Genomic DNA, 23,845 nt, shown 5'->3' with positions numbered 1-23,845 from the left:
CTTTTTTTTGCCTGGGTTTTACTTGGATAGAGTGGGGAGTGGTAGCGGGGTTTGATGAAGTGCACGACTGGTTACCGCTTGGCCGGCTCCGGGCGGAGCCGGCGGTCCATCAGCGAGCGGCTTTGCTGACGTCGGGAGCCGCCCCCTGCTCGCGGATCACCCGCTGGGTATCAAGCACCCGCGCCAGGGCCATTTCGGCCTCGGGGCTTTGCTGCGGCACGCGAATGGCCGCCGAGACCAGAGTGATCAGCTTGGCCATGACTTCAGCATCGGTGGCCGGACGGCCCAGGCTCATGGAGTTCATCAGCAAGCGCAGTTCGGTCCCGGCCATCACCCCGGAGATCGCCTTGAGGGCAAATTGCAGGCGCACCCCCAATTCGTTACGCGGCAGGTCCGGCAGTGCCAGGGCGAATGCTTCAAAGAAGCGCTGGAACACCGGCTGATAGTGCACCTTGAGGTATTCCTGGATAAACGGCGAAGTGTCGCTGTAGACCCGGCCCAGGAAACGAATAAAGGAGCGCCCTTCACCGCTGGCCGGATCGCTGCGCTCCAGGCCCATGGCCGGGGCGAACAGCACGCCGAGTAGGGTGTCGCAATCGAGCGGGCCATCAGATTCGGCCTCGCACTTGTCGAGCAATTGCAAACGTTGTTCGTTGAGCGGTTCCAGGCGCTGCATCAGCAGCGTCTTCATGAGGGAGTCTTTGTCCCCGAAGTGGTAGTTCACCGCAGCGAGATTGACCTGGGCCTTCTCGGTAATCTGCCGCAACAAAACGGCGTCATAGCCGTATTTGATGAAAAGAGCCTCTGTCGCATCCAGCAATCGAGTCTTGGTAACGTTTGGAGCGCTGAGTTTCTTCGCGACCATAGGGGTTCCACATGGGAAGGGATGTTTTAAAACAAAATTTGATTTTTTATACCGGGGCCGCTGATTGAAAGCAAGTAGTGACACTGCACCCTATTACCCAAAGGCCCTATCAGCCACCGTCTTGCGGGTGATCCGAGGTGTTTCACAACACCCGGCGGCGCCTCATACTCCCATTTTCGACAGGTGACACCGCTCTATCTCTACGGCTGGCGAAGCGGGTAGATCAAGGTTACTATTCAAACAATATTTTAAAAACAAGAAATAAAACCAGTCCGTGACGCATGCCAGGCAGCTCCTGAACTTGTTACAACAATTTTCGGGAGCGTAGCAGGAGCGTCGAGACTGCAGGCGTAGTCATGATGACAGAGACCCCCACGCTCCCAGGCTTCATTTCCCTGCAAGGCATAGGCAAAAGCTACCAGTTGGCCGGGCAACACCTGTCCATCCTCAATGACGTCTGCCTGTCTATCGCCAGCGGCGACAGCTGCGGCATCCTCGGCGCTTCCGGTTCCGGCAAAAGCACCCTGCTCAATATCCTCGGCCTGCTGGATCTGCCCGACTGCGGTCAATACCGCTTTGCCGGCCACGATATTTTCAGCGCCAACCCCGACCAATTGGCGGCGATCCGCAATCAGCAGATCGGCTTCGTCTTCCAGAGTTTCAACCTGCTACCGCGCCTCAGTGCCCTCGACAACGTCGCCCTGCCCCTGAGCTACCGCGGCGCGTCACGCCACGAATCGGTCGAACAAGCCCTGCGCATGCTCGATCAGGTAGGCCTGGCCGAGCGCGCCCACCACCGACCTGCCGACTTGTCCGGCGGCCAGCGCCAGCGGGTAGCGATTGCCCGAGCGTTAGTAGGGAAGCCGTCAGTGGTCCTCGCTGACGAACCCACCGGTAACCTCGACAGCCACACTGCTCAAGAGATCATGGACCTGCTGTTGACCCTCAACCGCGAACAACAGGTGACGCTGATCATCGTCACCCACGACTCGCACATCGCTGAACGCCTGAATCGCAAGATCCTGGTGCGCAACGGCGTGGTGCAAGAGGTCGGGCGCCTATGAGCCTGCGGGTCGAACAGAGCCTGAGCCAATTGCTGCACGAGGCGCTCGTCAGCCTGCGGACCCTGGGCAAGCGCTCGATCCTGGCCCTGTTGGGCATCGTCATCGGCAGCTCCTCCGTGGTGGCGCTGATCAATATCGGCCACAACGCAGCCGAAGATGCCGCGATGATTTTCAAGGACATGGGCACCGATACCCTGGTGGCGCAATTCCCCCCCAAAGGCAGCAGCAGCGTTTCGATGCCCCCCAGCCTGGACCTGGAGGCGGTGCGCAAGGCCGTGCCAGAAATCGCCCATATCGGCGCAATTTCGTCGTTCAGCGGGCCTGTCGTCTTCCAGGGTCGCACCGCCAACGCCGGCCTGATCGGCAGCACCCCGGACCTCAAGGACGCCATGCGCCTGTCGCTGCGTGAGGGGCGCTTCCTGTCCGAGTTTGACGCTGGCGAAACCTACGCCGTGATCGGCGACCAGACCGCCCAGGCATTGAGTGTTCCCGGCGACCCACTGCAACTGGGCGACCGTGTGCGAATCAACGACTACCTGTTCCTGATCGTCGGCATTCTTCACAACCAGCCCCGGTCGATGCTGATTCCGGTGCAGTCCAACGAATCGCTGTTCATTCCCGCCCAGGGCATGCGCCGCATCTATTCCGCGCCCCAGGTCAGCAACGTGGTTATCCGCGCCACGCTGGGGCAGGACATGGAACGCATCGCCGCAAACGCCGCAGCAGCCCTGAGAACCCAACTCACCGACCACGATGTCGACATTCAGGTGCCCCAGCAAATGATCGACGGCATGACCCGGCAAAGTCGCACCTTCGCCTATTTATTGCTGGCCTTGGGCGCTATCTCCCTGGTGGGAGGCGGTGTCGGGGTGATGAACGTAATGCTGATGAACGTTTCCGAGCGCCGTCGCGAAATCGGCATTCGTATGGCCCTGGGCGCCCGCCAGCGCGACATCCGTAACCTGTTCCTGCTGGAAGCGGTGACCCTCACCGCCGTCGGTGCCTTGGGCGGGGCAGTAGTGGGCATGACCGCTGCCTATCTCTACGCCTGGCTATCGGGTTGGCAGTTTTCCCTGGCCGTCGCCGCCTTGCCACTGGGCGTGGGTAGCACCTTGCTGGTGGGGTTGTTTTTCGGTATTTACCCGGCGGTCTCGGCGTCACGGTTGCAGCCCGTAGAGGCCTTGCGCGATGAATAAACGGCTGCTGCTGATGATCGCCCTGGTCAGCCTGCCCAGCTTTGCGGCCGACGTGGTGATCCGCCCTTCGGCCCCAACCACTACCCGCAGCGCCTACGATCGCAGCGTGTCCCTCAATGCGCAGATCACCACCCTGACGCTGGGGGACGCGGTGTATCTGGGCTTGCGCAACAACCCCGGTATTCGCAGCGCCTACCTGCAACGAGTGGCGCAAAAATTCGACCTGCGGGTAGCCGAAGACACCTTCAACCCCAAGCTGATGCTTAACAGTTATTACCGCAGCACCCAAGGTTCCGATGACCGCGCCCGCAACGCCAACCTGGCACCCGCCGCTACCCTGCTCGGTGAGTACGGCACGCGGTTGAGCATGGCCTGGACCCAGCAACTGAACAACGCCGACCGCGCCGGGCGCTACCGCAGTGACGGCCTGGACCTGGCAATTATCCAGCCGCTGATGCGCGGTGCCGGCTGGGACGCCACCACTGCTCCGCTGCGCCTGTCACGACTGTCGGAGCAGGCCAACCGCTTGAACCTCAAGGCCAACGTCGCGCAAACCATCAGCCAGATCATCGCTACCTACCGGGAGCTGTTGCGCGCCCAGGAACAACTGAGCATCAGCCAGGAGGCGCTGAAGCGCTCCAACACGTTGCTGGACGTGAACAAGGCGCTGATCAATGCCGGGCGCATGGCCGAGTTCGAAATCGTCCAGACCGAAGCGGACATCGCCACCCAGCAACTGGGCGTGGAAGAAGCCCAGAACCAACTGGACATGAGCCTCCTGGCACTGCTGCGGTTGTTGGCCCTGGACCTGTCGACACCCATCCGCGCCACCGAAGCCCTGGAGGCCTCGCGCATGGACATCGACAAACACCAGGCCTTCAACTTGGCGCAGAACCAGCAGCCGGAATACCTCGCCACCTTGCTCGGCAGCCAGCAGGCCGACCTCAACCTGGTAATGGCCAAGGATTCCGGGCGCTGGCAGGTCGACTTGGTGGCCGGGGCCAATCAGCTGCGCGACGCGTCCAATAACGACTTTGGCAATGCCAATAATCGACATTGGGACAGCTATACCGCAATCCAGGTGCAGATTCCCATCGGCGATATCAGCACCCGCCAGGCCGAAGTCCGCGCGCGAGTCGATGTGGAGAATCAAGCCATCATCATCACCGATGCCCGTCAAGAACTGGAGCGCAACGTCAACAACGTGGTGCGCGACCTGGGTACCCGCTGGCGCCAGTATGAAATCTCGCAAAGGGCGGTCGAGCTGTCCAGGCGCAAGATCGACATTGAACGGGACAAACTCAGCGCCGGACGCTCCACCAACTTCCAGGTGCTAAGTTTCGAAGCCGACCTGCGCAACGCCGAAAACTCGCGGCTCAACGCACTGATTGCCTATTTAAATGCCCAGACCCAGCTCGACCTGACCCTGGGCATGACACTGGAAAGTTGGGAAATCGCCCTCAATGACTACTAATAAAAAACGCCTGCTGGGCGCCGCGATGATTGTGCTGTTGGTGGGCGCCGGGATAACTGTCATCAGCTATCGAAGCCCCGCCGCTGATCAAACCGGCAAGGCTGAGCAGTGGCTGGTGGTAAAGACCGATCCACTGGTGCACCAGATCGGCCTGGTGGGCAAGATCGAGCCCGACACCACCATCACCCTCACTGCGCCGTTCGATGGCAACGTGCAAGCTAATCTGGTGGAACAGGGCCAACGCGTGGAAGCCGGCCAGGTGCTGCTGCGCATGGACCCGGCAACCCTCGAAGTACAACTGCGCGAAGCCCTCTCCGCCCAGCTCAAAGCCCGGCGAACGGTGCAGGAAATGCAGGACTGGGACAGCGGCCAGCAAGTCAGCCGCGCCCGCCGCAGCCTGCGTACTGCCGAGATGTCTACCGGCAATACCCAGCGCAAACTCACCGAAAGCGAAAACCTGTTCAAGCGCGGCATCATCGCGCGCAACGAACTGGACGACCTCAAGCAGCAGGCCCAGCAGCAACAGCTGGACCTGGTGGCGGCACGCGGCGAACTGCAACAGGCCATCGATCAGGGCAAGGGCGAATACCGGCAGATTGCCGATATGGAGCTGACCAACGCCACAGTGAAATACGACGCCTTGCGTATCCTACTTGATGGCAAGGAGGTCAAGGCACCGTTCTCCGGCATCGTCGTACCGGCGCTGGGGAGCAATAGCCCGCAAGGCGGGGGCAACAGCAGCGCACCGGTGCAGGTCGGCAGCAAGGTCGGCCAGGGCCAGGTGCTGTTCGGGCTGGCAAATATCGAACGGCTGAAGATCGTCGCCAAGGTTTCAGAGCTGGACATCAACCAATTACACCAGGGCCAGGCGGTAGAAGTGATTGGCGATGGTTTCGACGGCGAGCGCCTGAGCGGAACCGTTAGCGTGGTCAGCGGCCTGGCCATCGCCAGTGACAGCCAGGGCAGCGCGCAGTTTCCGGTAACGCTGTCGATCCCCAAACTGACTGCGCAGCAATTGCAGCGGGTGCGCCTGGGCATGAGCGCTCAACTGACCATTGTCACCTACAGTAATGACCAAGCGATCATCGTCCCGGTCCAGGCGATCAACCGCGACGCCACTGGGGTGTCAGTGGAGTATCGGGCGGCACTGGATAAGCCGGTGGAGCGGGTGACGGTGACCACAGGGCAATCCACTTCCGAGGGAGTTGAAGTGTTTGGGCTCAAGCCGGGGTTTGTAAAAGTGGGCGCCCCCATCCCCGCCGCCCCTACGCGAGGTTAGCCGGAGCGCCTTGAGCCAGCCGGGTCGCCAACGCCTTGGCCTGGCTCGCTACATCGGTCACCGCCGTGCTCTCCCACCACATGCCCCTAAGCGGCGGCCCCATGGCAAACAGGCGTTGGCTAACCTGACCGAGGGCATCAAGCACGGCGCCTGACGTATCCGCGGTAATCCCCAGCGCCAATGGCCCCGGTTGAATCAACCCACGCGCCAGCAGTTGCCGAGGCAACGGCCGAGCCACCCGGCGCCAGTCGTATTCGATACCGCTGGAGTTGATCAGCGCAGCACCGCTGACCTGCATCGTTTCCTGCTCACCGCGACGGCGCAGGCGGAGGGTCACTTCACCCGCCTGGGACGGCTCCAACCCCTTGAACGAGGCAGCCTGGATGCGCAACCGCCCTGCCCCCTGCAAGCGCGCCACCAGCTCGGCGCTCAAGGGTGGCGAGCGGTGGTGATGGCTTTCCCACCAGGGCCGTACATGACGCACGAACTGACGCTTCTGGCGCTCGCTGGCCTGGCTCCACAGGCGGCCGATATGGGCGCGCACGGTGTCCAGCGGCGCTTGCCAATCGATGCCTTGCTCCAGCGCCGCTTGGCACTGGCGGCGCACTTCACACAGGAGTTGCCGAGGGCTGCGAAGGCGATGGTCTTCGCCAAGGAAGTCCACCCAGCTCGGCGGTTGCCGGCGCACATGGGGCAGTAAACCATGGCGAGAAAACACCTCGATCGGCCCTCGATGCCCGGCCTGTTCCAAAGACACCACGGCGTCGACCATCGTCAGGCCGGAGCCGATAATCAGCACCGTCGATTGTGGGTCCAGTTGGGTCATGGCCTGCACGTCCCACGGGTCGACGGCTGCCGCATTCAAGCCGCAGGAGGAGGTCTGCGGCGTACGGGCAGCAGGGAACATGCCGGTGGCCAAAACAGCAAAGGCGCCGCGCAGTTGCTGGCCATCGCTCAAGGTCAGCAGCGTTGAATTTTCATCCACCTGAAGGTCAATCACCTCGGCGCGAATATGTTCCACGGTTGATTGCGAAAGCGCCTGGGCTTCAGCCAATCGTTGCTGAGCATACAACCCAAAAATCCCCCGAGGCGGGAACAGCTCGCTGACGGGCACATGTTGCTGGTCCGACTCCGGCCAACCGCCCGCCGCGATGTACTCGGTCAGCCATTGGGTCAAATCATCGGCGTTGTCCGGGTCGACGCTCATGCGCGCCGCGTTGCCGTTCAAGGTATGCCCCAGCTCCACGGCGCTGTAGGCCTCGCCGCGTCCCAGCTCACTGCGCGGCTCGATGATCAGTATCTGCCGTCTGCCCGGCAGGCGCAGCAGTTGCGCGGCCAGCAAGGTGCCGCTCAGGCCACCGCCAATCACCAGCACATCGGCGTTGCGGATGGCGCTCGTCGTCTGTCCGCGTTCGGTTTCAGTCATCAAATGCGCCCTTACTGTCTGCCCAGGTAGATGTCATGCAAATCGCCCCGCGCCAGCAGCTCACTGGCGCTGCCGCTGAGAACCACCCGCCCGGTGTCGAGCACGTAGCCTTGAGAGGCATAGTTCAGCGCGACGTTGATATTCTGCTCGGCGATCAAAAAACTCATCTGAGCAGGGTGTGGAAGCTGGGCCGACTCCAGGCTCCAGGCTCCAGGCTCCAGGGAGATACCAGAGCAATTGCAGGAGTCGTGCCTTAATTTAATTATCAATAAAATCAGTATGTTACATAACAAAAAATAGAAATGGACGTAGCTTCAAACCAGCAAAGTGTCCAACCACTGTTGCCTCATGAACAGTTAGATCACCACATTGCGCACAAACCGCGCCGCCACTTCACCGTCATTGCGATAGCTGTGGGGCTGGTGGCTGGCGAACATGTAGAACTCTCCGGCGCTGATCTGATGTGCTTCCTCACCCAACATCAGGGTCAGACACCCCTCGAAGACAAACAGTTGCTCGCTCCAGCCTTCCAGGTCGGGATCGGGGCAATAGCGATCACCGGGTTCCAGGCGCCACTCCCACAGTTCGACTTCACGCCGGGCGGTGGCCTTGGCCAGCAACACGGCTTTGCTGCCGTCGATTTCCCCCGCCCACGCCAGTTCATTGATGCGGCTATGATCACGGACGTCTGGGGCCTGGATCAGGTCGCTGAAGGCCACGTCCAAGGCTTCGGCGACGCGGTCCAGAGTGGACAGACTGACGTTCTTTTCGCCGGCCTCGATGGCCACCAGCATCCGGCGACTGACGCCGGACTTTTCGGACAGCGCCGTCTGACTCAACTCGGCGGCATGCCGCAGGCGACGAACGTTCTGGCTGACGTGCTGCAGGACCGAGGCTCGTTGCGGATTTTCTTTGTGCACTATATTGCTCACTCGGTGGGGTTGCGCAGTATACTGCCCAGCTGCGGCGCATTGTGCGTTCCGCGCCCTTCCTGTGCAAGACCAGAGCCGCCATGACCTCCTCGACCTCCTCCCCGCGCGTTTCCCGTTTCAGCAAAGCCGAATGCGTGCTGGTGCTGATCACCATGTTTTGGGGCGGCACCTTTATCCTAGTGCAACATGCCATGACGGTGAGCGGCCCGATGTTTTTTGTCGGCCTGCGCTTTGCGGCGGCTACTGTGGCGGTGGGCCTGTTCTCGCTGCGCAGCCTGCGGGGCTTGACCCTGTTTGAACTGAAGGCCGGGGCCTTTATCGGTGTGGCGATCATGTTTGGCTATGGTTTGCAGACCATTGGCCTGCAGACGATTCTGAGCAGTCAGTCGGCGTTTATCACCGCGCTGTATGTGCCTTTCGTGCCACTGTTGCAATGGCTGGTATTGGGTCGCCGTCCGGGGTTGATGCCGAGTATTGGCATTATGCTGGCGTTCGCCGGGCTGATGCTGTTGACCGGCCCTGCGGGCGCGTCGCTGAATTTCAGCCCTGGTGAAATCGCCACCTTGATCGGGGCCATTGCGATTGCTGCCGAGATCATCCTGATCAGCGCCTATGCAGGCCAGGTGGATGTGCGCCGGGTCACGGTGGTGCAACTGGCCACCGCGTCGGTGTTGTCGTTCCTGATGGTGGTGCCCATGGGCGAAGCGCTGCCGGGGTTTTCCTGGTTGTTGCTGTTTAGCGCTGTGGGCCTGGGGCTGACCAGCGCAGTGATTCAACTGGCAATGAACTGGGCGCAAAAAAGCGTTTCGCCGACCCGGGCGACGTTGATCTATGCCGGTGAACCGGTGTGGGCTGGCGTGGTGGGGCGGATTGCCGGCGAGCGGTTCCCGCCGATTGCCATGCTGGGGGCGGTGTTGATTGTGGCGGCGGTGATTGTCAGTGAAATGAAGAGGGGCAGCCAGAAAAACGCCGCTTCGGAAAAAGAGTTGGAGCAGGAACGCCAGGGTTGATGTCTTGAGTTGCAAGCTGCAAGCTCCAAGAAATACGCATACGGCTCTACGCATACGGCTCTACGCTTGCGGCTTGTAGCTGCCTTCTGCCCTCTTGTAGGATCCTGCCACAGGTTGCCGTTTGGTGATCCCGAATCCGGCACGTATGATGCATCCCAAACTCCCGCAGATTAGAAGCCTATGTCCCTGATAGTTCTACTGCTTCTGCCTTTTATCGGCAGCTGTCTAGCGGCCTTGCTGCCGCACAACGCACGTAACACTGAATCCCTGCTGGCCGGCCTTGTTGCCCTGGCCGCAACCGTACAAGTCGCCCTGCTCTACCCCCAGATCGCCGACGGAGGCGTGATTCGCGAAGAGTTCTCCTGGCTGCCCAGCCTGGGACTGAACTTCGTGCTGCGCATGGACGGCTTTGCCTGGTTATTCTCGATGCTGGTGCTGGGCATCGGCGCCCTGGTTTCGCTGTACGCCCGCTATTACATGTCGCCGGACGACCCGGTGCCGCGTTTCTTCGCCTTCTTCCTGGCGTTTATGGGCGCCATGTTGGGCCTGGTGATTTCGGGCAACCTGATTCAGATCGTGTTTTTCTGGGAACTGACCAGCCTGTTCTCGTTCCTGTTGATCGGCTATTGGCATCACCGTTCTGATGCGCGCCGTGGTGCCTATATGGCGCTGATGGTGACCGGTGCGGGTGGTTTGTGCCTGCTGGCGGGGGTAATGCTGCTCGGCCATGTCGTCGGCAGCTACGACCTGGACCTGGTGCTGGCTGCCGGTGACCAGATTCGAGCCCATGCCCTGTACCCGATCCTGCTGGCGCTGATCCTGATCGGCGCCCTGAGTAAAAGCGCGCAATTCCCCTTCCACTTCTGGCTGCCCCACGCCATGGCCGCGCCGACACCGGTCTCGGCCTACCTGCACTCGGCGACGATGGTGAAGGCCGGTGTGTTCCTGCTGGCCCGCCTGTGGCCTTCGTTGTCCGGCAGCGAAGAATGGTTCTGGATCGTCGGCGGCGCTGGCGCCATTACCCTCTTGCTCGGCGCCTATTGCGCAATGTTCCAGAACGACCTCAAAGGCCTGCTGGCCTACTCCACCATCAGCCACCTTGGCCTGATCACGCTCTTGCTGGGTCTCAACAGCCCGCTGGCAGCCGTCGCAGCAGTGTTCCATATTCTCAACCACGCCACCTTCAAGGCGTCGCTGTTCATGGCTGCGGGCATCATTGACCACGAAAGCGGCACCCGTGATATCCGCAAACTCAGCGGCCTGATCCGCCTGATCCCGTTTACCGCCACGCTGGCCATGGTCGCCAGCGCCTCCATGGCCGGCGTGCCGCTGCTCAATGGTTTCCTGTCCAAGGAAATGTTCTTCGCCGAAACCGTGTTCATCTCTTCCACCGCCTGGGTAGAGATCGCCCTGCCGGTGATCGCCACCATCGCCGGCACCTTCAGCGTTGCCTATGCCCTGCGTTTCACGGTGGATGTGTTCTTCGGGCCAACCGCCACCAACTTGCCTCACACCCCGCACGAACCGCCCCGTTGGATGCGCGCACCTGTGGAACTGCTGGTGTTCACCTGCCTACTGGTGGGGATTTTCCCGGCCCAGGTGGTCGGTTCGATCCTCGCAGCGGCCGCACTTCCCGTGGTCGGCGGCGTGCTGCCTGAATACAGCCTGGCCATCTGGCACGGCTGGAACGCGCCAATGATCATGAGCCTGGTGGCCATGTCCGGCGGCATTGTGCTCTACCTGCTGCTGCGCAAACAGCTCAAGCAAGGGCGCTTCAAGTACCCGCCGATCATCAGCTACTTCAACGGCAAGCGCATGTTCGAGCGCAGCCTGGTGGTGATGATGCGCGGCGCGCGCAAGATCGAAAAACGCCTCAGCACCAAGCGCTTGCAGCCCCAATTGTTCCTGCTGGTGCTGGCCGCGGTGATCGCCGGATTGATCCCAATGCTCAACAGCGGCATCAGTTGGGGCGACCGGCCGAAGATCCCTGGTTCCATCGTCTTCGTCACCCTGTGGTTGCTGGCGATCGCCTGCGCCCTGGGCGCCGCCTGGCAAGCCAAGTACCACCGGCTGGCAGCCCTGACCATGGTCAGCGTCTGCGGCCTGATGACCTGCGTTACCTTCGTCTGGTTCTCGGCGCCGGACCTGGCACTGACCCAACTGGTGGTGGAAGTGGTGACCACCGTGCTGATTTTGCTGGGCCTGCGCTGGCTGCCCCGGCGGATCGAAGAGGTCTCGCCGCTGCCCAGTTCCCTACGCAAGGCGCGCATCCGCCGCCTGCGGGACTTGCTGCTGTCCACCGTGGTCGGCGGTGGCATGGCGCTGTTGTCCTACGCGATGCTGACGCGCCAGACCCCTAACGATATTTCCTCGTTCTACCTCAGTCGCGCCCTGCCAGAAGGCGGCGGCACCAATGTGGTGAATGTGATGCTGGTGGACTTCCGAAGCTTCGACACCCTCGGGGAAATCACTGTGCTGGCGGCCGTGGCGCTGACGGTATACGCCCTGCTGCGCCGCTTCCGCCCACCGAAAGAAAGTATGCAATTGCCCGCGCAACAGCGCCAGCTGGCTCCGGACGTGGCGACCGATCTGGTCAACCCGCGCCAGGCCAGCGACACCGCCCTGGGCTTCATGATGGTGCCGGCGGTGCTGGTGCGCCTGCTGCTGCCGATTGCGGTGGTGGTGTCGTTCTACCTGTTCATGCGTGGCCACAACCAGCCGGGCGGCGGATTTGTCGCCGGCCTGGTGATGTCAGTGGCATTTATCCTGCAATACATGGTGGCCGGTACCCAGTGGGTCGAGGCGCAGATGAGCCTGCGGCCGTTGCGCTGGATGGGCGTTGGCCTGCTGTCGGCGACCCTGACCGGGCTTGGCGCGCTGGCGTTCGGTTATCCGTTCCTGACCACCCACACCCTGCACTTGAGCCTGCCGGTGCTGGGCGATATCCATATCGCCAGCGCGCTGTTCTTCGACGTTGGCGTGTACGCGGTAGTGGTCGGCTCGACGCTGTTGATGCTCACCGCCCTGGGTCACCAATCGGTACGTGCCCATAAACCCAGCAGCCAGGCGAAAGCCACTGCGACGCCAGGAGGAGCCGCCTGATGGAAGAAGTCATCGCAATTGCCATTGGGGTCTTGGCGGCCTCAGGCGTCTGGCTGATCCTGCGGCCACGGACCTTCCAGGTAGTGATGGGCCTTTGCCTGTTGTCCTACGGGGTCAACCTGTTCATTTTCAGCATGGGCAGCCTGTTTATCGGCAAGGAGCCGACCATCAAGGACGGCGTACCCCAAGACCTGCTCAACTACACCGACCCCCTGCCCCAGGCACTGGTGCTGACGGCGATTGTGATCAGCTTCGCCATGACCGCGCTGTTCCTGGTGGTCTTGCTGGCATCCAGGGGCCTGACTGGCACTGACCATGTGGACGGTAGGGAGCCTAAGGAATGAGCTGGATTAACCAATTGATCATCGCGCCGATCCTGCTGCCGTTGCTGACGGCAGCGCTGATGCTGATGCTCGGCGAGAAACACCGCCCCCTCAAGGCACGAATCAATCTGTTCTCCAGCATGATCGGCCTCGGCGTCTCGGTGCTGTTGCTGTACTGGACCCAGCAGGACGGCACCCGCTCTATCGGTGTGTACCTGCCGGGCAACTGGCAGGTGCCGTTCGGCATCGCGCTGGTGGTGGATCGGCTGTCGGCGCTGATGCTGGTGCTCACCGGGATCATCGGCGTTAGCGCCCTGCTGTTCGCCATGGCCCGCTGGGACCGTGCAGGCACCAGCTTTCACGCGTTGTTCCAGATCCAGTTGATGGGCCTGTACGGTGCGTTTCTCACCGCCGACCTGTTCAACCTGTTCGTGTTCTTCGAGGTACTACTGGCGGCGTCCTACGGCCTGATGCTCCATGGCTCCGGCCGGGCGCGGGTGTCGTCGGGGCTGCATTACATCGCGATCAACCTGTTGGCGTCGTCGCTGTTCCTCATCGGTGCGGCGATGATCTATGGCGTCACCGGCACCCTGAACATGGCTGACCTGGCGCTGAAAATCCCCCTGGTGCCCGAAGCCGATCGCGGCCTGCTGCATGCCGGCGCGGCGATCCTGGCCACGGCGTTCCTGGCCAAGGCCGGAATGTGGCCGCTGAACTTCTGGCTGGCACCGGCCTACTCCGCGGCCAGCGCGCCGGTGGCGGCAATGTTTGCAATCATGACCAAGGTCGGCGTGTACACCGTGCTGCGCCTGTGGACCCTGCTGTTCTCGGGCCAGGCCGGCGCTTCGGCGTACTTTGGCGGCGACTGGCTGATCTACGGCGGCATGGCAACCATCATCTGCGCCGCCCTGGCAATGATCGCCGCGCAACGCCTGGAACGCATGGCCAGCCTGAGCATCCTGGTCTCGGCGGGCATCCTGTTGTCGGCGATAGGTTTTGCCCAACCGGCGCTGACCGCGGGCGCACTGTTCTATCTGGTCAGCTCGACGCTGGCATTGAGCGCGCTATTCCTTCTGGTGGAGCTAATCGAACGTTCTCGCTCCGCCAACGAACTGCCCCTGGACGATGAGATCGAAGCGTTGCCTCGGGCAGTCGAGTCCCTGCATCTGCCACGAGGCACCAACCTGGACGATGAACAAAAAGCTGTGGTCGGCCAGGTGATCCCCTGGACCGTGGCTTTCCTCGGCCTGAGCTTTATTGCCTGCGCCCTGCTGATCATCGGCATGCCGCCGCTGTCGGGGTTCATCGGCAAACTCAGCCTGCTTAGCGCACTGATAAACCCACTGGGCCTGGGCAATGCCCTGGAAGAGCCGATCCGCCCGGCCGCCTGGGGCTTGGTCGCGCTGTTGATCTTCTCGGGGCTGGCCTCGCTGATCGCCTTCGCCCGGCTCGGCATCCAGCGCTTCTGGACCCCGGAAGAGCGACCGTCACCGCTGCTGCGGCGCTTCGAGTGTGTACCAATCTTCGTCCTGCTGGCCCTGTCCATCGGGCTGACCTTCAAGGCCGAAACGCTGATGCGTTATACCCAGGACACTGCCGCCAGCCTGAACAACCCAGAGCATTACGTCATGGCCGTCATGGCCACCCGCCCGGTTCCGAGCCCAGAAGCCCGTGCCGCCGCGCTGGAGGTGCAGCCATGAAGCGTCTGTTTCCTGCCCCGTGGCTGTCCTTGTCGCTGTGGTTATTGTGGTTAGTGCTGAACCTGTCCATCAGCCCCGGCAACCTCCTGCTGGGGGCTATCCTGGGCTTTTGCGCACCACTGATGATGGCGCCGTTGCGGCCGCTGCCGATCCGCATTCGCCGCCCTGGGGTGATCATCCGCTTGTTCTTCCTGGTGGGTCGCGATGTCGTGGTGTCCAACCTGCTGGTGGCCTGGGGCGTATTGACCTGCGGTTCGCGCCCTCCCCGGTCGCGCTTCATCAAAATCCCCCTCGACCTGCGGGACGCCAACGGCCTGGCGGCGCTGTCGATGATCACCACGGTGGTCCCCGGCACCATCTGGTCGGAACTGGCCCTGGACCGCAGCATTCTGCTGCTGCACGTGTTTGATCTGGATGACGAAGCGCAGTTTATCGAGCACTTCAAGCACGCCTACGAGCTGCCCTTGATGGAGATCTTCGAATGAGTGCCCTGCTCTCCAATGCGATCCTGCTCAGCCTGTTCCTGTTTTCCCTGGCGATGGTCCTGACCCTGGTGCGCCTGTTCAAGGGCCCTTCGGCCCAGGACCGAGTGTTGGCCCTGGATTATCTGTACATCCTGGCGATGCTGATGATGCTGGTGCTGGGCATTCGCTATGCCAGTGACACTTACTTCGAGGCGGCGCTGCTGATTGCACTGTTTGGCTTTGTGGGTTCGTTTGCCCTGGCGAAATTCCTGCTGCGTGGCGAGGTGATTGAATGATCAATGTGGGCGCGCTGCCGCTGTGGGTCGAGATCCTGGTGGCGATCTTATTGGTACTCAGTAGTCTGTTTGCGCTAATTGGTGCGATTGGGCTGGTGCGGATGAAAGATTTTTTCCAGCGCATGCACCCGCCGGCGCTGGCTTCAACGCTGGGGGCCTGGTGTGTGGCGCTGGCCTCGATCATTTACTTTTCGGCGCTCAAGTCCGAGCCGGTGCTTCATGGCTGGTTGATTCCGGTTTTACTATCGATCACGGTGCCGGTGACGACGCTGTTGCTAGCGCGTACAGCGTTGTTTCGCAAGCGGATGGCGGGAGAGGCTGTGCCAGCCGAGGTGAGTAGTCGCAGTTCTGAGAATGGGGGGTGATGGGCGTTTTTTTGGTTTTACTGGGTATATATCCGTTATTTTGGTCAGGGCGGATTAGGGTTACGCCCTTACGGCGTGTCACTTTTGAAAGGAGCCCAAAAGTAACCCAAAGGCTCTTGCCCCACCACTTGGTGCCTCGCTGTGGCTCGGCATGCCTTCACTCCGGCATCGTGGTTTAACGGGGCGCCTTAGATCAAAATCAAAAGCAAGAGCACGGCGGCCTGGTAGCCGACCTGAGTGGTGAAAAGCAAAAACGTATCCCATGCCCACTGTAGGAGCTAGCTTGCTCGCGATGGTCGTTAACGATAACGCGGGCTTCCTGGCTGTCAGCCCCCTAATTCCAAGCTACAACCAACAGCCCCACCCCCAACACCAAACACAGCGGCGAATAAAAAAACGTATCCAGGCGAGCAAACCGCGACCCGCCCACCGTCTTGAAAAAACCTACTAACTCCGAATCGCCAATCGCCCGGGCAAACATGATCACGGCAACGCCACTGATCCCCCATTGCAAGGCCTTATGGCTGATCGGATCAAAATACAGCCCCGCCCGTAAACACACCAACACCGCAATCAACACCAGCCCGGCGGCCACCAACAACGCCCCCAGTGCAGTGAGTTTGAAGGCCGGACGCGGTCCGCTGGAGAACTCTGCGGGCAGCTGCGGTATAACCGCCGCACTCCCCAGCTTGCCACCGGCCGCCCAGTACACATGCACCATACTGATAAAGGTAAAAATCCCGACAACCCACCGCGCAACGAAAAAGCTCATGGCTGGATATCCCCTAAAAAGTTCGAAACAGGATAGTCCTCCTGAGATTTTTTGTGGGTATTTCGTCGGCAGCTGGTGATAAAGTGCCACCCCATGAAACTCGCCCGTACCGACCGTTCACTCATTGCCTGGATGCTCTATTGCTGCGTCCTGTTCAATGTGTTCGCCTGCAGCATCGGCCACGGGCAAATGGTCGGCATGCAGCTAAATGGCATTGGCGGCCAGTTCTGTACGGTAGACCCGCGCACTCAGGCGCCCGCGCCTGCAAGCTCCACCGATGAATCCCTGCCGACCCTGTCCAAGGCTTTTGGCTGCCCGGTGTGCTCCAGCGGCGGCATGGGCCCGGCGCTCAATTCAAGCCTCAATGTCGCAGTCATGCCGCAGCCTCAGGCCCCACCGGCCGGGGTTGTTGCCAGCGCCGACAGCCCTTCCCGCGTTACCTGGCCTGCGGCTAATCCGCGCGCCCCGCCCGCCTTCGTCTGATTCTTCGCTTTTTGATCTGCACAGAACATGACCTCCCACCGGAGAGCGTGTCCTTGTGCGTTGCTTTCAAGCCAAGCTTTTCAGGATTTACCGATGAAACATTTACCTCTGTTGGCGAGCCTGTTCGGCTGCCTGCCTGTCAGCGCCTGGGCCATTGAACTGGCGTCCACCACCATTGATGGCGAACAAGCCGCCGAGCCGGGCCGGGCCCTGGATCAATCCAGCGGCATGGCTTCGCGCCTGGGGTTGAGCATGCGGGAAACCCCGGCCTCCATCAGCATTGCCAGCCGCAACGATATCGAGCGCCGAGGCGCCAAGACCTTCCAAGACGCTGCCAATTCCCTGCCAGGGGTCAATGCCAGCGCCCCCCCGGGGTTTGGCGGGTTTATCTCCTATCGGGGCTTCACCAGCAGCCAGATCACCCAGATGTTCAATGGCATCAACGTCGCCAGCGGCCTGGCGCGGCCGGTGGACGTGTGGATTTACGACCGGGTGGAACTGGTGGGGGGCCCCTCCTCGCTGATCAACGGTGCCGGCTCCGTGGGCGGTTCACTGAACTACGTGACCAAACTGGCCACCCGCGAAGAACAGGTCGCCGAAGGCCGGATCAGCTATGGCAGCTATGACACCACTGGCCTGGCCCTGGGCCTCAATCACGCCCTCACCGAACCCGGCGCCGAGGTGCAGCACTACGCGCGCCTGGATGTGAGTCGCAACACCAACCACACCTACATCGACCGCCAGCAGCGCGACGCCTGGAGCGTGGCGTTTTCCCTGCTCAGCGACCTGACGCCCAACCTGTCCCACACCCTGGCCCTGGAATACCAGGACGAACACGAAGACAGCCCCTACTGGGGCACGCCGGTACTCAATCCCAAGGCCGGCGAGTTGAAGATCGACAAACACAACCGCTTCAACAACTACAACGTGGCGGACGGTCGCTACGAGCAACGGACAATCTGGGCGCGGTCGATCATCGACTACCGGATCAACGACAGCACCAGCCTGCGTAACACCCTTTATCACCTGGATAGCCAGCGCGATTACCGCAACCTGGAGACGTACCAGTACAACGCCGATAACAGCGCGGTAAACCGCTCCACGGCATATCAGGTGCGCCATCAGGGCGAACAGGACGGCAACCAGTTCGAGCTGCGCCATGAAGATACGTTCTTCGGCCTGGCGACCACCTGGTCCGGCGGTTTCGAGTACAAGGTCAACAGCACCACCAACAGCCCGCTGAGCGTGTCGGGCAAGAGCAGCGTGGACCCGAACAACTACGATCCAGGGCACTTCTACGACATTCCCGGCACCCGGCCCGGTTTTATCAAGGACAAGACCACCGAAGTGACCACCAAGGCGCTGTTCGTGGAAAACCGCCTGGGGCTGACTGACACGTTGTCACTGCTGACTGGCCTGCGCTACGACGCCATTGACCTGGATGTCACCAATCACCGGGTGGCGACGACGACCAGCCCGCGGCACTTCAAGCGCAGCTGGGAACCCGTGACCGGTCGCATCGGCCTGACCTACCAGTTCATTCCATCGGCCAATGTCTACGTGCAATACAGCACCGCCGCCGAACAGCCGTCGACCACCACCCAGGTGTTCGACGTGTCCACCGGCAAGCAATGGGAAGTGGGCAGCAAGTTCGACTACCTCGACGGCCGGGGCTCCGCCACTGTTGCCGCCTACAAGATCGAGCGCAAGGACTTCGCCGTGACTGATCCGCAGGACTCGACCAACAGCATTCCGGTCGGCGCGCAGTCGTCCAAGGGTATCGAATTGGCCAGTTCCTTGCGGATTACTCCCAAGCTGTTGGCCGAGGGCAACTTCGCCTGGGTCGATGCCGAGTACGACGACTTCAATGAAAAAATCGCCAGCGGCGCAGTAGTGTCGCGCAAGGGCAATACGCCAACCAACGTGCCGAAGCGGGTGGGCAATGTGTGGCTGACCTATGACTTTGCGCCGAATTGGCAAGGGGGGATGGATGCGCGGTATGTGGCGTCGGTGTATGCCGACAATGCCAATACGATGACGGTGCCGGCGTATACCTTGTTCGGGACGTTTTTGACTTACAAAGTGGACCAGCACACCTCTGTGACTGGCCGGGTACGTAACCTGACCAATGAGGTGTATGCCCAGTTTGCCCATGTGTCGCCGGCGTATTACTTGGGGTCACCGAGGACATTTGAGGTGGCGGTGCAAACGCGATTTTAAAAAAATAGAGATCGTTCCCACGCTGTGGGGACGATCATTAGATGTCACTTCAGACTGGCCTCGACCTTCTGCGCCACATCCTCGGTCAACCAGGCTTTCCAGACCTCTGGGTGCGACTTGAGGAACGCCTGCGCTACTTCACGGGGCGGCGTGTGCCTCTCGCTCATCTCGGCCAGCGCCTTGTTCAGTGGTTCAATCGGAAAGTCGACCTTGGCGAAAAACTCGCAGATCTGCGGATACTGCTGTTGGAACGGCGTCGACACACCAATGCTCAACTTGGATGCCAGAGAGCGAGTCGGTTTCGGATTGGGGTTATCGGCATCGGTCAGGGTCTTCCAGGCCTCGGCGTCAAACGGTGGCTCTTCCAGTTGGACCAGCTTGAAGCGCCCAATCAGCGGCGTGGGCGACCAGTAGTAAAACAGGATCGGCTTGCCGCGACGGATCGACGAGGCAATCTCGGCATCCAGCGCCGCGCCCGAACCACTGCGAAAGTTCACATAACTATCGTCCAGCCCATAGGCCTTGAGTTTCTGTTTGTTGACCACTTCCGAGGTCCAGCCGATGGGGCTATTGAGAAAACGGCCCTTGGTCGGTGCTTCCGGGTCCTTGAACACGTCCTTGTAGCGCGCCAGGTCCGTTACGCTGCGCAACTGCGGCGCCAGGGGTTTGATGCCCTTGGCCGGGTCACCCTTGATCACGTATTCCGGCACCCACCAGCCTTCGGTGGCACCTTTGACGGTGTCGCCCAGGCCGGCCACCTTGCCTTCAGCCTCGGCCTTGACCCACACAGGGCTGCGTCCTGCCCACTCTTCACCGATCACCTGGATATCGTTTTTCGCCAGGGCGGTTTCCAGGGTAATAGTGGTGCCAGGCAAAGTATCGGTGGGCAAGTCATAGCCCTTTTCGACGATAAATCGCAGCACCTCAGTGATCAAGCTGCCACTTTCCCAGTTCAGGTCAGCAAAATGGATCGGCGCCTGGGCGGCCGACACCGGCAGCGACGCCACCGACAGGCTCAGAGTCGTCAGGGAAGCCGCCAACAGCGCTCGAATTGCTTTCATGCCTTTGCACCTCGTGTTTTACACAGCAATAGCGGATGGCTTTGCTGTAACACCGCGAAGCCTCTGAATACTTAAGTCAACACAACTGTAGTAGAGGTTTCAATGAACAAGGCAGGTCGCCTGCTTTTACGGCAGATTATGCAAATGCTGCAACTCTCGGCGCACCATGCTGGCGTACTCGGCGGGACGTAGTTCGTACAACTGGCTGGCCACCCAGTTCAACCAGGCTCCCTGCAAATCACCCTTGCGGGCAAACAACTCGGCCGCCTTGGCCTGGGCGTCCGACAAGTGCTGCTGGTGAAATTGCGCCCGGTCCAGGCTCATTACTCGCTGGCCTTGAAGGTCACGAGCTCACCCTTGCGCCACTTGGCGGCCTTGCCGGTCACGGCTTTCAGGGTTTTGGTCAAGCCTTCCTGCAGCTGTTCGTTGGCAGCGAAGACCAGCATCACGCTGTGGCCTTCCTTGAACACAATGCCCTGGCCTTCAGCCGAGGAAACAAAGGCATAGTCGCCCAACCCATACACAGTCAACTTGATATCGCGGAACTTGAGTTCGAACTTGCCACCTTCACGGCTCGGCAATACAGCTGCACGAAAATGATCACCCACCTTGAGTTCCAGTCGCTGTTTGTCGTCTACCACCATCACGGCCTCTGTATCGACTTCGGCGATGTAAATGCCTTCAGGCGTTTGTTCAGTGATGTAGACAAAACGGGATTGAAACTGTTTGACCAACTTTGCGCGCAAATCACCCAACACGAACAATGCGTGCATATCCAGATTACTGACTGCCAAGGAAACGCCCCCACATCAAAAAAGGTGCTACCTGCCCAAGCGGGCAGCACGAAAAAGCGGCCAATACGGCACGGTCATGAAATATGTAACACAGAAAAAGCTGAAGAAAACTCCCACCACGGCGCCGTAAGACCCGTGCAGACGTGCCCGACGGACCTTAAGCGAAGGTCGTCAGGCGTTGCAGGAAATCATAAGTTCAACCTCCAGAGAATACTGGACGATCAACTTCAGAGAATAACCCATTTGAAAATGTAGTTTTCCGACAGCCAAAACGAAAGAAAATACCTTGGTCTGGAACCAGGCGTCGGATGCTGACGGCAATACTAAAACAGCAACACGGGTCAAAACCACCTGAAAGAACTGCCAGCGGGTCAACAGCACCGATCGACAGGAGCTGACCATGCAACTGCTTCAACACCGCTCTGCCCTTTCGCACGCGGGCTCAGCGTTTATCGATGACGGTGCATTCTACAGCCTGTACGCCGATGGCGGGTGCCTGCATTCAGCCATGTATCGGGTAGTGCCCGCAGGAAGAAACTTTTTCCACATCCTGGAAGTGCCCAGGGTTGTCGTTTCGTCACATCAATGACTTTACTGCGCCACCAGCCAACAACAACTGCCATACTGGCCCGTCCAATGAAGTTTGCCCCATGCCGCATGGGTTCATCAGCGCAATTACCTCCAAGGGAAGGCTATACGTGACGGAATTTGATATAGGCGAATTTTTCATCCATGGCGAAGCCAGGGAAGTAGACGGCGAATTTCAAGCCGTAATTGTCATGCGGGCAAAGGCACCACTGACCACGATCACTGCTCACCAGGTGGAAAAGGATCGCTGGTTCAAAACCGTAGACGCTGCCGCAGCGGCCGCCAAGGATGCCGCCCTGGCACTTAAAAACGCTGTCGACTCAGGGGCGCTGACCTCGTAACTGGCCGGGCGCAATAATCAGATCGAACTCTCCAGCGCGCAAAACCTCCCATGCATACCGATGACTTCGCCCATGGAGAACGATATGGAAGCGCCAACACATACCCTTGAAAATCTGTTTGAACAGTTGGGGCTGGATGCTTCCCCGAAGATGATCGACAGTTTTATCGGCCAGCACCACTTGCCTGAAGACGTGAAGTTGATCGACGCACCGTTCTGGTCACCACAGCAGGCTCAATTTTTAAAAGAAGAACTGCGTGAAGATGCCGACTGGGCGATCGCCGTGGATGAACTAAACCAGCGCCTCCATCAGTCGTAGTAGGCTGGATTCAATGCAGGCGGTCTGATTGTTCCGCCCTCAGCAGCGCCTGCCAGGCAGCACGGCATTCTTCGGCTTCATCGCGACTGGCGAAGGCCGTGCCACGCTGTTCACCGTTGAGCAGCACCACCCAACAGGCCTTGCGTCCCAGCGCGCGCAGCGTTGGCGGCACACCACTGCCGATCATCACGGCGACATCGACTTTGCTTTGCATTAAGGTTCTCCGCGCAGTTAGTTAGCAAGCTAACAATACTGCTCATGCTACGGTTTTCCTCCCGCGGGAAAAAGCTACCTGCGGAATAGCTTCATTACATGGCCGGTAACAATCACCTTCAGTTAACGTCCTTCAGGCTTGTACCCCAATCGTAAACCACCCCAATGCCGGCCCTTGACCATGATCGGCACCGAGAGGTCGTGCATCAACTCGCCGGTATCGCGCGTGTAAGTCTGCAACAACACTGCCTGCTGATGACTGCCACAGCGAATCCCGGTGCGGTCTTCGAACTTGCGCTTGGTGCGGTTGTGCACCGCATCTACCTGGGCATCACCCGTCAACGCCTGTGAAAAAGCCTTGTTGTGGGTCGGCACATAGCCTTGGGGCGTGCAAGCGATGGCAAATACCAGGCCTTCATGACGGGGTAGCAACGCTTCCTGGATGCTCGGCAAAACCTGGTCGGTATAGCCGTCGAAACGGCTGTGATACTTGCCGGGGCTGGTATTGGGAATCAGCGTATAGCTGCGGTTGAACAGGTCATCAAGGCTGACGCGGTTTTGCAGGACATCGGCCTCAAACTGCGCGGCGATCTGGCTGGCGCCCTCGCGGGCCAGGTCGTAGATGCGCTGGTGATAGTCGTCGAGGCCGACTTCAGCCAGGCGTTCGCTGATGGTTTCGGCCTGCCCTTCCATTTGCACAGCGGCCTGCGCCAGTTGTCGGGTTTGCTGGTCGCTGACGGTCAAATCGCTGCGCATCTGCTCCACCGCATGGAACAAACTGTCGAGTTGCTCGCGGTTGGTGTCAGTGCCCTGGGCGATCTCGCTGACCTGGCCCTCCACATCCGCTGCCAGGGTGGCAATACTCTCCAGTTGCTGGCCAGCCTGCTCCACCTGCTCTACACCGGACTGCAAATCCGCCGACAGCTGGCGGATCTGCTCCACCACTTGGCTGGTGCGTTGCTGAATATCGGCGACCATCACCCCGACTTCATCGGTAGCGGTGGCCGTTCGACCGGCTAGCCCGCGCACCTCATCGGCCACCACCGCAAAACCCCGACCGTGCTCACCGGCCCGGGCCGCTTCAATAGCGGCATTCAAGGCCAACAGGTTGGTTTGACTGGCGATGGACTGGATCACCAGCGTGACCCGCTGGATTTCTTCACTGCGCAGGCTCAACGCCTCGATCAACTGGCGGCTGTCATTGGCGCGCTGGCTGAGCTGATGCATACGGCTGATGGACTCGGCCAGCACCGTGCGGCCTTCGGTGCTGCGCTGGTGAGCCTGGCTGGCGGCGCCCAGGGCCTGGCGGCTGAGTTGGGAAGTGACCTGCTCGGTGCCGATCATGACTTCGGCGCTGCTGACAATCTGCTGGGCGGCGCTCAATTGCGACTGCAGCCTAGCGGCCAGTTGCTTGACCGAATAGGCCACACCAGCGGCCGACAGCGCGTTGTGGCTGGTGGTGTAGGACAGATCGCGAGTCAGTTCACCCATGGCGTCGCGGGCCACAGTCGGCGCGGCGCTGGGTGTTCGGCTTTTCAGACGGGGCAGCCAGATCAGCA

At 60.6% G+C, this 23,845-nt stretch carries 24 protein-coding genes and 1 pseudogene; 15 read left to right on the top strand and 10 right to left on the bottom strand.

Annotated features, from left to right (window positions below):
- Nucleotides 1-109: 109 nt before the first annotated feature.
- Nucleotides 110-865, bottom strand: coding sequence for a TetR/AcrR family transcriptional regulator (locus ACZRKZ_RS16700; RefSeq protein WP_463982140.1), 756 nt, complete (start codon nt 863-865; stop codon nt 110-112).
- 356 nt (nt 866-1,221) lie between these two features.
- Between ACZRKZ_RS16700 and ACZRKZ_RS16695 the strand changes: the two genes are divergently transcribed.
- Genes ACZRKZ_RS16695 through ACZRKZ_RS16680 form a run of 4 tightly spaced genes read left to right on the top strand, consistent with a single transcriptional unit; the run spans nt 1,222 to nt 5,878 of the window.
- Complete coding sequence (locus tag ACZRKZ_RS16695) at nt 1,222-1,929, top strand: ABC transporter ATP-binding protein (protein ID WP_463982139.1); 708 nt, start codon at nt 1,222-1,224, stop codon at nt 1,927-1,929.
- Nucleotides 1,926-3,125 carry an ABC transporter permease gene (locus tag ACZRKZ_RS16690; RefSeq protein WP_463982138.1) on the top strand — a complete coding sequence of 400 codons (1,200 nt, stop codon included), beginning with the start codon at nt 1,926-1,928 and terminating at the stop codon, nt 3,123-3,125. The genes ACZRKZ_RS16695 and ACZRKZ_RS16690 overlap by 4 nt, the downstream gene beginning before the upstream one ends.
- Complete coding sequence (locus tag ACZRKZ_RS16685; RefSeq protein ID WP_463982137.1) at nt 3,118-4,599, top strand: TolC family protein; 1,482 nt, start codon at nt 3,118-3,120, stop codon at nt 4,597-4,599. Before ACZRKZ_RS16690 ends, ACZRKZ_RS16685 begins: the two co-directional genes overlap by 8 nt.
- The gene (locus ACZRKZ_RS16680; protein ID WP_463982136.1) at nt 4,589-5,878 is read left to right on the top strand and encodes an efflux RND transporter periplasmic adaptor subunit; all 1,290 of its coding nucleotides are present in this window, start codon (nt 4,589-4,591) and stop codon (nt 5,876-5,878) included. Before ACZRKZ_RS16685 ends, ACZRKZ_RS16680 begins: the two co-directional genes overlap by 11 nt.
- Here the strand turns inward: ACZRKZ_RS16680 and ACZRKZ_RS16675 are convergent.
- The 3 genes and pseudogenes from ACZRKZ_RS16675 to ACZRKZ_RS16665 form a co-directional block, all read right to left on the bottom strand.
- The gene (locus ACZRKZ_RS16675) at nt 5,865-7,304 is read right to left on the bottom strand and encodes an FAD/NAD(P)-binding protein (RefSeq protein WP_463982135.1); all 1,440 of its coding nucleotides are present in this window, start codon (nt 7,302-7,304) and stop codon (nt 5,865-5,867) included. The two genes, ACZRKZ_RS16680 and ACZRKZ_RS16675, sit on opposite strands and share 14 nt — an antisense overlap.
- Before the next feature lie 11 nt (nt 7,305-7,315).
- A pseudogene (locus ACZRKZ_RS16670) lies at nt 7,316-7,474 on the bottom strand (ABC transporter ATP-binding protein); the annotation flags it as partial.
- Nucleotides 7,475-7,660: 186 nt separating this feature from the next.
- Nucleotides 7,661-8,224 (bottom strand): helix-turn-helix domain-containing protein, encoded by a 564-nt coding sequence (locus ACZRKZ_RS16665; RefSeq protein WP_463982134.1) that lies wholly within the window; start codon nt 8,222-8,224, stop codon nt 7,661-7,663.
- A 92-nt stretch (nt 8,225-8,316) separates the two neighbouring features.
- Between ACZRKZ_RS16665 and ACZRKZ_RS16660 the strand changes: the two genes are divergently transcribed.
- The 7 genes from ACZRKZ_RS16660 (at nt 8,317) to ACZRKZ_RS16630 (ending at nt 15,496) form a co-directional block, all read left to right on the top strand.
- Nucleotides 8,317-9,246 (top strand): DMT family transporter, encoded by a 930-nt coding sequence (locus tag ACZRKZ_RS16660; protein WP_463968794.1) that lies wholly within the window; start codon nt 8,317-8,319, stop codon nt 9,244-9,246.
- 180 nt (nt 9,247-9,426) lie between these two features.
- Nucleotides 9,427-12,348 carry a monovalent cation/H+ antiporter subunit A gene (locus ACZRKZ_RS16655; protein WP_463982133.1) on the top strand — a complete coding sequence of 974 codons (2,922 nt, stop codon included), beginning with the start codon at nt 9,427-9,429 and terminating at the stop codon, nt 12,346-12,348.
- Nucleotides 12,348-12,692: a Na+/H+ antiporter subunit C gene (locus tag ACZRKZ_RS16650; protein ID WP_463968796.1), complete on the top strand. Its 345-nt coding sequence runs from the start codon at nt 12,348-12,350 to the stop codon at nt 12,690-12,692. Before ACZRKZ_RS16655 ends, ACZRKZ_RS16650 begins: the two co-directional genes overlap by 1 nt.
- Nucleotides 12,689-14,371 (top strand): monovalent cation/H+ antiporter subunit D, encoded by a 1,683-nt coding sequence (locus ACZRKZ_RS16645; protein WP_463982132.1) that lies wholly within the window; start codon nt 12,689-12,691, stop codon nt 14,369-14,371. The genes ACZRKZ_RS16650 and ACZRKZ_RS16645 overlap by 4 nt, the downstream gene beginning before the upstream one ends.
- On the top strand, nt 14,368-14,856 hold the full coding sequence (locus tag ACZRKZ_RS16640; protein ID WP_463982131.1) for a Na+/H+ antiporter subunit E: 489 nt from the start codon (nt 14,368-14,370) through the stop codon (nt 14,854-14,856). Before ACZRKZ_RS16645 ends, ACZRKZ_RS16640 begins: the two co-directional genes overlap by 4 nt.
- Nucleotides 14,853-15,131 (top strand): K+/H+ antiporter subunit F, encoded by a 279-nt coding sequence (locus ACZRKZ_RS16635; protein ID WP_038846025.1) that lies wholly within the window; start codon nt 14,853-14,855, stop codon nt 15,129-15,131. The genes ACZRKZ_RS16640 and ACZRKZ_RS16635 overlap by 4 nt, the downstream gene beginning before the upstream one ends.
- Nucleotides 15,128-15,496, top strand: coding sequence for a Na+/H+ antiporter subunit G (locus ACZRKZ_RS16630; RefSeq protein WP_463982130.1), 369 nt, complete (start codon nt 15,128-15,130; stop codon nt 15,494-15,496). Before ACZRKZ_RS16635 ends, ACZRKZ_RS16630 begins: the two co-directional genes overlap by 4 nt.
- Before the next feature lie 334 nt (nt 15,497-15,830).
- On the opposite strand, the gene ACZRKZ_RS16625 is transcribed toward ACZRKZ_RS16630, so the two are convergent.
- Complete coding sequence (locus ACZRKZ_RS16625; RefSeq protein WP_133101144.1) at nt 15,831-16,268, bottom strand: DUF3995 domain-containing protein; 438 nt, start codon at nt 16,266-16,268, stop codon at nt 15,831-15,833.
- A 93-nt stretch (nt 16,269-16,361) separates the two neighbouring features.
- Between ACZRKZ_RS16625 and ACZRKZ_RS16620 the strand changes: the two genes are divergently transcribed.
- Together ACZRKZ_RS16620 and ACZRKZ_RS16615 are read left to right on the top strand one after the other, a co-directional pair.
- A complete protein-coding gene (locus ACZRKZ_RS16620) occupies nt 16,362-16,751 on the top strand; it encodes a DUF2946 domain-containing protein (RefSeq protein ID WP_463982129.1) in 390 nt (129 codons plus the stop codon).
- A gap of 93 nt (nt 16,752-16,844) precedes the next feature.
- Nucleotides 16,845-18,971 (top strand): TonB-dependent receptor, encoded by a 2,127-nt coding sequence (locus ACZRKZ_RS16615; RefSeq protein WP_463982128.1) that lies wholly within the window; start codon nt 16,845-16,847, stop codon nt 18,969-18,971.
- Between the two features lie 44 nt (nt 18,972-19,015).
- On the opposite strand, the gene ACZRKZ_RS16610 is transcribed toward ACZRKZ_RS16615, so the two are convergent.
- The 3 genes from ACZRKZ_RS16610 to ACZRKZ_RS16600 all read right to left on the bottom strand — a co-directional run bounded on the left by ACZRKZ_RS16610 (nt 19,016) and on the right by ACZRKZ_RS16600 (nt 20,805).
- Nucleotides 19,016-20,032: an ABC transporter substrate-binding protein gene (locus ACZRKZ_RS16610; RefSeq protein ID WP_463982127.1), complete on the bottom strand. Its 1,017-nt coding sequence runs from the start codon at nt 20,030-20,032 to the stop codon at nt 19,016-19,018.
- Nucleotides 20,033-20,158: 126 nt separating this feature from the next.
- Nucleotides 20,159-20,356, bottom strand: coding sequence for a hypothetical protein (locus ACZRKZ_RS16605; RefSeq protein ID WP_463968803.1), 198 nt, complete (start codon nt 20,354-20,356; stop codon nt 20,159-20,161).
- On the bottom strand, nt 20,356-20,805 hold the full coding sequence (locus tag ACZRKZ_RS16600) for a hypothetical protein (RefSeq protein ID WP_463982301.1): 450 nt from the start codon (nt 20,803-20,805) through the stop codon (nt 20,356-20,358). Before ACZRKZ_RS16600 ends, ACZRKZ_RS16605 begins: the two co-directional genes overlap by 1 nt.
- A gap of 719 nt (nt 20,806-21,524) precedes the next feature.
- Here ACZRKZ_RS16600 and ACZRKZ_RS16595 point away from each other — a divergent pair.
- Complete coding sequence (locus ACZRKZ_RS16595) at nt 21,525-21,755, top strand: hypothetical protein (protein ID WP_463982300.1); 231 nt, start codon at nt 21,525-21,527, stop codon at nt 21,753-21,755.
- Between the two features lie 84 nt (nt 21,756-21,839).
- Nucleotides 21,840-22,073 (top strand): DUF2789 domain-containing protein, encoded by a 234-nt coding sequence (locus ACZRKZ_RS16590; RefSeq protein ID WP_149412700.1) that lies wholly within the window; start codon nt 21,840-21,842, stop codon nt 22,071-22,073.
- Between the two features lie 10 nt (nt 22,074-22,083).
- Here ACZRKZ_RS16590 and ACZRKZ_RS16585 read toward each other — a convergent pair whose 3' ends face one another.
- The gene (locus ACZRKZ_RS16585; protein ID WP_149412701.1) at nt 22,084-22,287 is read right to left on the bottom strand and encodes a hypothetical protein; all 204 of its coding nucleotides are present in this window, start codon (nt 22,285-22,287) and stop codon (nt 22,084-22,086) included.
- Between the two features lie 122 nt (nt 22,288-22,409).
- Nucleotides 22,410-23,630, bottom strand: coding sequence for a methyl-accepting chemotaxis protein (locus ACZRKZ_RS16580; protein ID WP_463982299.1), 1,221 nt, complete (start codon nt 23,628-23,630; stop codon nt 22,410-22,412).
- Between the last annotated feature and the right edge of the window lie 215 nt (nt 23,631-23,845).

Source organism: Pseudomonas sp. c313, assembly GCF_055407145.1.
Note: the sequence above shows the minus strand (reverse complement) of the source record. Positions and strands in the feature narration are given on the sequence as shown.